9 protein-coding genes are annotated in these 6,452 nt (G+C 57.5%); 1 reads left to right on the top strand and 8 read right to left on the bottom strand.

From position 1 onward, the window contains the following. The first annotated feature begins 121 nt into the window (after window positions 1-121). On the top strand, window positions 122-334 hold the full coding sequence (locus tag VEB01_RS09775; protein ID WP_324874966.1) for an SCP2 sterol-binding domain-containing protein: 213 nt from the start codon (window positions 122-124) through the stop codon (window positions 332-334). Window positions 335-709: 375 nt separating this feature from the next. Here the strand turns inward: VEB01_RS09775 and VEB01_RS09770 are convergent, their stop codons facing one another. From VEB01_RS09770 to VEB01_RS09735, 8 genes are all read right to left on the bottom strand, one after another. Next, complete coding sequence (locus tag VEB01_RS09770; protein ID WP_324874964.1) at window positions 710-1,324, bottom strand: HvfX family Cu-binding RiPP maturation protein; 615 nt, start codon at window positions 1,322-1,324, stop codon at window positions 710-712. Next, a complete protein-coding gene (locus tag VEB01_RS09765) occupies window positions 1,321-2,151 on the bottom strand; it encodes an HvfC family RiPP maturation protein (RefSeq protein WP_324874962.1) in 831 nt (276 codons plus the stop codon). Before VEB01_RS09765 ends, VEB01_RS09770 begins: the two co-directional genes overlap by 4 nt. Beyond that, complete coding sequence (locus VEB01_RS09760) at window positions 2,148-3,014, bottom strand: HvfB family MNIO-type RiPP peptide maturase (protein WP_324874960.1); 867 nt, start codon at window positions 3,012-3,014, stop codon at window positions 2,148-2,150. Before VEB01_RS09760 ends, VEB01_RS09765 begins: the two co-directional genes overlap by 4 nt. Window positions 3,015-3,032: 18 nt before the next feature. Continuing rightward, window positions 3,033-3,350 carry a hypothetical protein gene (locus tag VEB01_RS09755; protein WP_324874958.1) on the bottom strand — a complete coding sequence of 106 codons (318 nt, stop codon included), beginning with the start codon at window positions 3,348-3,350 and terminating at the stop codon, window positions 3,033-3,035. Window positions 3,351-3,420: 70 nt separating this feature from the next. Further along, complete coding sequence (locus VEB01_RS09750) at window positions 3,421-3,663, bottom strand: anti-sigma factor family protein (protein ID WP_324874957.1); 243 nt, start codon at window positions 3,661-3,663, stop codon at window positions 3,421-3,423. Next, on the bottom strand, window positions 3,663-4,262 hold the full coding sequence (locus tag VEB01_RS09745) for a sigma-70 family RNA polymerase sigma factor (protein WP_324874955.1): 600 nt from the start codon (window positions 4,260-4,262) through the stop codon (window positions 3,663-3,665). The genes VEB01_RS09750 and VEB01_RS09745 overlap by 1 nt, the downstream gene beginning before the upstream one ends. 86 nt (window positions 4,263-4,348) lie before the next feature. Next, complete coding sequence (locus VEB01_RS09740; protein WP_324874953.1) at window positions 4,349-5,413, bottom strand: cobalamin-independent methionine synthase II family protein; 1,065 nt, start codon at window positions 5,411-5,413, stop codon at window positions 4,349-4,351. Window positions 5,414-5,493: 80 nt separating this feature from the next. Further along, window positions 5,494-6,132 carry a cysteine hydrolase family protein gene (locus tag VEB01_RS09735; RefSeq protein ID WP_324874951.1) on the bottom strand — a complete coding sequence of 213 codons (639 nt, stop codon included), beginning with the start codon at window positions 6,130-6,132 and terminating at the stop codon, window positions 5,494-5,496. Between the last annotated feature and the right edge of the window lie 320 nt (window positions 6,133-6,452).

The raw sequence follows: 6,452 nt of genomic DNA, 5'->3' as shown, positions 1-6,452 counted from the left end.
CGATATATACATGTTTTTGAGCCGCCAAAATCGGAAAGAGGATACGCCATTCATTCTCCGTGACTGCTAATCGGTTCGCCATTTCGTAAATGGCGAGCGACATCGCCGGAGAGCTCCCGAAATGTCAACAGAACCTAGGATTTGCGATAAAAAACTCGAGGTGCTGGAGGGCCATCAAGGCCGACCAGATTTTCAACTCACGGCGGATGCCCGAACCTGGCTGAAATTCTTGAATAAGGAAAGCAATCTCGTCTGGGCGTTGATGCGCCGCAAAATCAGGTTCAAGGGATCGCCGCGCTTGTTGCTGGCATTCCGGCGATGTTTTCCGACCTAAACGGACATTCACCTGAACCTATACTTGTAGCCGCTCGCAATCATCGGCAGTTTTCTGCTCGGATTAGTTGATTCTATCGACACGCCTAGGCTCACATTAGCTGTAACGGCTTGCGTATGGAAACGGTCAGGCTCGCAATCGACGCAATTTTCGGCTCGAATTAGCTGCGACTGACGGGACGCTTGGGCTCACATTCGCTGCAAGCGAGCTTGCACCGATCCGCATCGGCTCGCATTCCACCGCTCTCGGCTCACAATCATTGCAACTGACTGGGCTGTTCCGTGAGAATCCAACAAACCTCAAGGTTTTCCTGCCTCGCTCAGGGCGCTCATGTGAGCGGAGGATCGATGACGAGTGCCTTCATGCAGGCATGGGTTATCTCTCGATGCGGATTGAGCAAGCCTCGTCGCCTGATCTCGAAGTCGGTTTTTGGCCGGCGAACCAGGCATCGAGGCTGACCGTACCCGCGCCGTCGAACAGCAGGGGCAGGAACATGATCAGGTACATCACGGGCAACTTGTAATTGCCATGGCCCTGATCGCTGATTGAATAGCCTTGCAGCAAATCCCAAAGGGTCGACCACTCGGAAGGCCAGTGAACGCTGGCGATGGCGACGACGGTCAAGACCATCAGGGCGAAACTGAAAAACCGGGTCGCCAGCCCTAGGAGCAACGCCGCCGCGCCTACCGTCTCGAACCCCGTGGCCAGCCACCAATTGGCTTCGGGCGGTAACAGGCTGAACGGGAAGGGAAAGGCGAGATCGGCAAACCAGTTCTCGCCTTGCAACTTCATCCATCCGGCCTCGCCGAACTCGTAGGTCAACATCAGCCGCAGCAATAACGGCGGAATCGTAGTTGCCCATCTATCGAGACGGATCGTGATTTTTTCGTGCAGAACGCGGAGCGCAGGGGGCATAAATCGCATTCCCTGGCTCAGGCTGGCGGCCTTGGGGGAATCCGCCAGGGCGCGATGGATGGGCGAATCTTTCATGGTCTACTCCGGAATTCGGTAGGGAGCTTAGAGGTTTTCGTACCGAGGATGGCACCTTGCTGCCTGAGATTCCGCAAGAGGTCGGCGCCGAAGGAGATCATCAAGGTGCCATCCGGGTGCCGTAGTTTCTCCGCCAGCCGGAGGAGCGCCTCGCTCCCCGATGAGCCGCCTTCTTGCAGCCAGGCGATCAAGCGGGCAGTGGCGGCGCTGATCTCGATGAAACGGACCTCGTCGTCGATGTCGCGGAAACCCAGAATGAAAAACGGGGTCGCGCCCGGAGCCATCTCTCCGCTTTTGAGAATTGGTTCCGGTCCGATTTGGTGGACCGGATAGCGGTATCGCAGGAGCGCGATCACCGGCGCGAAGACCGGAATCCCCGCCAACAAGTCCCCGTCTGGATCAAAGGCGCCAGAATTCGGCTCCCCTTCCGCGAGGGTCAGAACCAGTTCCATCCATTCGTAATGCGCCAGTTCGAGCAGAAGCGGCGGGTCATCGGGTTCCGCGCGCTCGTTTTGCAGGTAGGCGATAAATTCATCGGGAATCTGTCGGTAGAACGGCGAAGCACAGCGGTGCCGGGCAATGAACTCCCGCGCCAGACGCTGCCATCGGTCTTGGCCCAGCAGTTTGCGGACCATCGGAAAGCAGGCTAAGAGGCTGTCCTCGATCTTGTTGTACAGCAGTTCGACGTAGACGCCGATGCGCGCGGCTGGAACGCCCTCGGGGGGCGTGTCGGCGTCGGGATTGCGCAGATGCCGAACGAATTGGCGCTGGTACTGCTGCAAGGACGCTGGAGCCGGCGCGAGCGATGCGGACTGCGAAGTCGTCATCGGCCACCTCCCGCTTGTGCCGTCCGCTGGAATGGCTGCATCCGCCCATGGGCTTGCAGTTGCGCGATGCGTTCCACCTCCTCTGCCAGGCGGGGTAGCGGCGGCAGATTGAAATCGCGCTCCAGCAAAGTCGGGAACACCCCGAAACGTTCATACACTTCGGCGAGCAAATCCCAGACGGGATCGATGACTTCCCGGCCGTGGGTGTCCACGATCAAATCCGGTCCTTCCCGGTCGTGGCCGGCGACGTGGATGTACACGATCCGCGCTCCCGGCAGTCCTTGCAGGAATGTGTGAGGGTCGTAGCCGTGGTTGACGCTGTTGACGTAGAGGTTGTTCACATCCAGATGCAGATCGCAGTCGGCCTCTTCCAGCACCGCCCGGATGAACGAAAGTTCGTCCATTTCCGAGATCGGAGCGGCGACATAATAGGAGGCGTTTTCCACCGCGATTCTCCGTTCCAGAATCTCCTGGGTCCGACGGATGCGGGAAGCGACGTGGCGGACCGCTTCTTCAGTGAACGGTATGGGCAACAGTTCGTACAGATGCCCGTCGTCGCTGCAATAGCTCAAGTGCTCGGTGTACAGTGCAATCTGGTGTTCGTCCAGAAAGGCTTTGATTTGTTGGAGGAAGCCTTCGTCCAGTGGGTCGGGTCCGCCCAGGGACAGCGATAAGCCATGGGCGACGAACGGATACCGCTCGGTGAATCCGCGAAACTCCTTGGCTAGCCGACCGCCGATGCCGATCCAGTTTTCCGGGGAAATTTCGAAGAAGTCGATGACCGCAGGCGTTTTGGCCTTCAGCGGGAGCATCAGCTCCCGCCTGAGACCCAGGCCCGCCCCGTTGACGCATGAGGTTTTCATGGCAGGCCCCTCGCTCGGTTACGGCTTGGCGGGCGCTGCTTCCTCCGTTTTCGTACTACCGCTGCAGCCCCCTTCTTTCATCTTATTGGCGCCGCAGTTGCCTTCCTTAGCCTTGCCGTCTGCGTTGGTCGCGGTGGTTTCGGACTTCGTCTTTCCACTGCACTTGCCCTCGCCGCATTTGCCGTCCTTCATTTTCTCTCCGGCTTCGGCGACCAGGGAGGGGGCGGACAGTGTCTGTATGGCGAAGGGGTTTTCCGCCGCCTGAACGACTGGGGCGAGGGAGATCGAAGCGGCGATGACGCTACCCAGGGACAGAGACAAGGTCTTGTTACTCATGTGTGACTCCACTAATTGACGGAACGTTGATGGAAACGGGGCCGTCGCACAGGAGCCAAGACGAGGCTGGTTACTGGCGTACGGCTTTTCTAATGCGTTCCCGCGCTTCGCTGCTGAGTCTGGCCTGATTCGTTTGGGAGTCTCCCTCATCCAGTTGGTGGGCCGCTCGTCTCAGAAACAGCAACTGTTTCTCGAAATTCGAGCAGGCCGAACACAGCCAGACATGGACACGGAGCTCCAGGCGTTTCAGGTGAGGCAAGGGCTGATCCATGGATTGCGACAACAAGCGGCTGGCTTCTTTGCAGGTTAACATCAGCGCACCTTCCGATCATTCTCAAACCATTTGGATTCCAGACATTGCCGCAGACCTATGCGAGCGCGGTAAAGCATCACCCATACGTTGGTCGCGCTTACGCCGAGTTCCTTACAAATTTCTTCGTTGCTCATGTCATGAAGTTCTTTCAGCACGAATAGATGTGCCAGCTTGGGCGATAAACACTGCATGCAGTTCTGCAGCACGTCGAAAAATTGGCTTTGCTCCAGGCTGCGGTAGGGACTACCCCAACTAGCGGGTTTATGGTCCCAATGACCGTCCGGGGCAAAAAAATCGTCCATGCTCGGATCCTCGGGCAAATCAGTCGGAATATCCTCGTTCAGGGGCTGCTCGCGCCAACTGCGACGGAAGTGGTCGACGATCTTGTGTTTGAGAATGCCGGTTAGCCAGGTGCGTTCGCTGGATTGCCCCGAACGCTGGTGCAGAGCCGACAACGCCGCAAGCAACGTTTCCTGTACCAGGTCTTCGGCGGTGCTTTCGTTTTGAACTCGAATCAGCGCAAATCGAAACAGGTAATCGCCATGCTCATCGATCCACTGATCGGAGCGGGATGATGACTGGCTATTGAGGGACTTCACCGTCAGTGCTCTCCTTAATGATGCCGACGCAATTCAAGCGGATTTCCGCCATCGGATGACTGGTCGGCTTGGCTTATTCGCCGGATTTACGATTTCAGCGCCTCGGCTGCTAGTTGAGTGCCTAGGACTCTAGCCCTGATCTTGGCGAAAGCCGTGTCCCGGCCCGTTGAGGTATCATCCTCGAAGGGCGAAAACCCGCAGTCGTCAGTGGTGCCGAGTTGATCCACAGGGATGTAGTCGGCAGCGCGCAAAACCCGGTCCCGCACGAGTTCAGGTTCCTCCACCTGCGGATTCAGCACATCGATAACGCCCACATAAACCCGTTGGCCGGGACGCAAATTCTTTCTGATGACCGTCAGCACATCGTCCGGGTCCTTTTCACTGGCCAATTGCATGTAGAAATTTCCAGCCTGTAGGCTAAATAGGCTGGGCAGTAGGTCGGCGTAATCCACGTCGGCGCTATGGGTGGAGTCATGATCGCCGCCCGGACAGGTATGCACACCGATGCGCTTGCGTTCCTCCGACGTGAACTGTTCGAGCACGCGATTGTTTAGCTCGATGAACTGGTGAAGCAGTTGCTTGGACGGATCCAGTTTGACCGAAAGCCGTCCCTCGGTGAAATCGATCTGCACATGATGCACGCCCTGGTTCAGGCAACCCCGAATGTCCGCAACGGCTTCCGCCACCAGGTCATTCAGGAATGCCTCTCGGTCATAGCCTTCAATGCCTTCGGCTGGATAGATCAGGCTCAGCGCCGAAGCGGATATGACCGCCTGTTTCAATGGTCGTTTGGCATAACGCTGTGCCGCTTTGACGTACGTATCGGCATGAGTTCGGTAGCGAAAAGGCCCTGCCGTCAGCCTCGGCAATTGGCGGGTGTGTCCGTCTGCGAAGGTGATGACCACGCCTTCCGGCTGGATGTTCGGCAAACCCTGCAGCGGATAAGTCGCAAAGCTGGGCTTGGTTTGCTCGCCGTCGCTGATCACCGGCGAATCGGTTTCTTCAAAACGCTGAATGGTGTCCCGTAATGCCTCGTCATAAAACTCATCGAGCTTTTCTTGCGACAGCCGCCCCGCGCGAAACGCTCGGAGAGCCTCCAGCAACTGGGGTGGGCGGGGAATGCTACCGATCGACTCGGTTGGTATGGTCATGCTGATCTCCTGTCTGGCGGTTAGGGCGCGTTGGCTATCTGATGGGTAAGGACTGCGGATTAGAAAGGTCCTAATTCCGATTAGGCTCGGCTGGATATTGAAGTGGAATCGCAGAATGATTCCGTGATGTCGTCGAGGAATTCCCGGTGTGTCACTGGAATTGAGAACATGGGCCAGTTGTTCTGGACCGAGAAGCGGTATTGCTCGAAACCGACAGTCGCGCTGGCATCGGTGATGCCGAACACCCGATAGCCCTTGTCATAGGCGGAGCGCATCGTGGACTCGATGCAGACGTTGGTGAGCTGCCCGGCCAGCGCGACGGTCGTAATGCCATGGGCGCGCAGCACGAAGTCGAGGTGGGTACCCGCAAAGGCATCGATGCTGGATTTCCCGTCGATCGCGATATCGCTGTCCTGACGGTCTATGACTTTTGCGATTTCGGCGCCCCAGGTTCCGCGAATCAAGGCACCGGTATCCTTGACCACCTTCATGATGCCGTAGGGGCAATGGCCCATCTCCCGGTAGTCGGGCGAGAATTGAATGGGCGTGTGCACGATGAGCATGCCGTGAGCGCGGGCGTCCGCGATGAGCCGGTTCAGGTTCCTGATGATGTCGTATTCTTCGAGCACGGACTTGAGCAGGGGATACAGCTTGCCGCCTTCGCTGAGAAAGTCGTTCTGTAGCTCCAGTAGGACGACCGCAGTCTGTTTTGCATTCATGGTGTGATTCCTTTAATTGCGTTGATGTGTCGTTGTGCGCGATTCGGCAGGGGATAGGGGCTCTTCCGTGGCCGAGCCCCACCCTGCTATATAGGACGAAAATACCGTCGTCGCCTTGCCCACCGTTCCTGACCCGGGAACGGTAGATCCTCGATAACGGTGGGCGATTCCACAAAAAGGCTAGAGCATTTTCATATCTAGTGAAAGGAAACCAAGGGATCGGGAAGCGGTCTGATGAGTATTTGCGAAATGAGGAGCGGTGATGGCGAAAGCCTATTCGATCGATCTCCGGGAGCGCGTGATCGGCGCCTGTGATGAGG

Origin of the sequence: Methylocaldum sp., assembly GCF_035627495.1 — a bacterium.
In the GTDB taxonomy this organism is placed as follows: Bacteria; Pseudomonadota; Gammaproteobacteria; order Methylococcales; family Methylococcaceae; genus Methylocaldum.
Note: the sequence above shows the minus strand (reverse complement) of the source record. Positions and strands in the feature narration are given on the sequence as shown.

Excerpts from the sequence above, each read along its gene's own strand:
- VEB01_RS09775 (WP_324874966.1), top strand. The coding sequence starts at position 122 with ATGTCAACAGAACCTAGGATTTGCGATAAAAAACTCGAGGTGCTGGAG.
- VEB01_RS09735 (WP_324874951.1), bottom strand. The coding sequence starts at position 6,132 with ATGAATGCAAAACAGACTGCGGTCGTCCTACTGGAGCTACAGAACGAC.
- VEB01_RS09755 (WP_324874958.1), bottom strand. The coding sequence starts at position 3,350 with ATGAGTAACAAGACCTTGTCTCTGTCCCTGGGTAGCGTCATCGCCGCT.
- VEB01_RS09740 (WP_324874953.1), bottom strand. The coding sequence starts at position 5,413 with ATGACCATACCAACCGAGTCGATCGGTAGCATTCCCCGCCCACCCCAG.
- VEB01_RS09770 (WP_324874964.1), bottom strand. The coding sequence starts at position 1,324 with ATGAAAGATTCGCCCATCCATCGCGCCCTGGCGGATTCCCCCAAGGCC.
- VEB01_RS09760 (WP_324874960.1), bottom strand. The coding sequence starts at position 3,014 with ATGAAAACCTCATGCGTCAACGGGGCGGGCCTGGGTCTCAGGCGGGAG.
- VEB01_RS09750 (WP_324874957.1), bottom strand. The coding sequence starts at position 3,663 with ATGTTAACCTGCAAAGAAGCCAGCCGCTTGTTGTCGCAATCCATGGAT.
- VEB01_RS09765 (WP_324874962.1), bottom strand. The coding sequence starts at position 2,151 with ATGACGACTTCGCAGTCCGCATCGCTCGCGCCGGCTCCAGCGTCCTTG.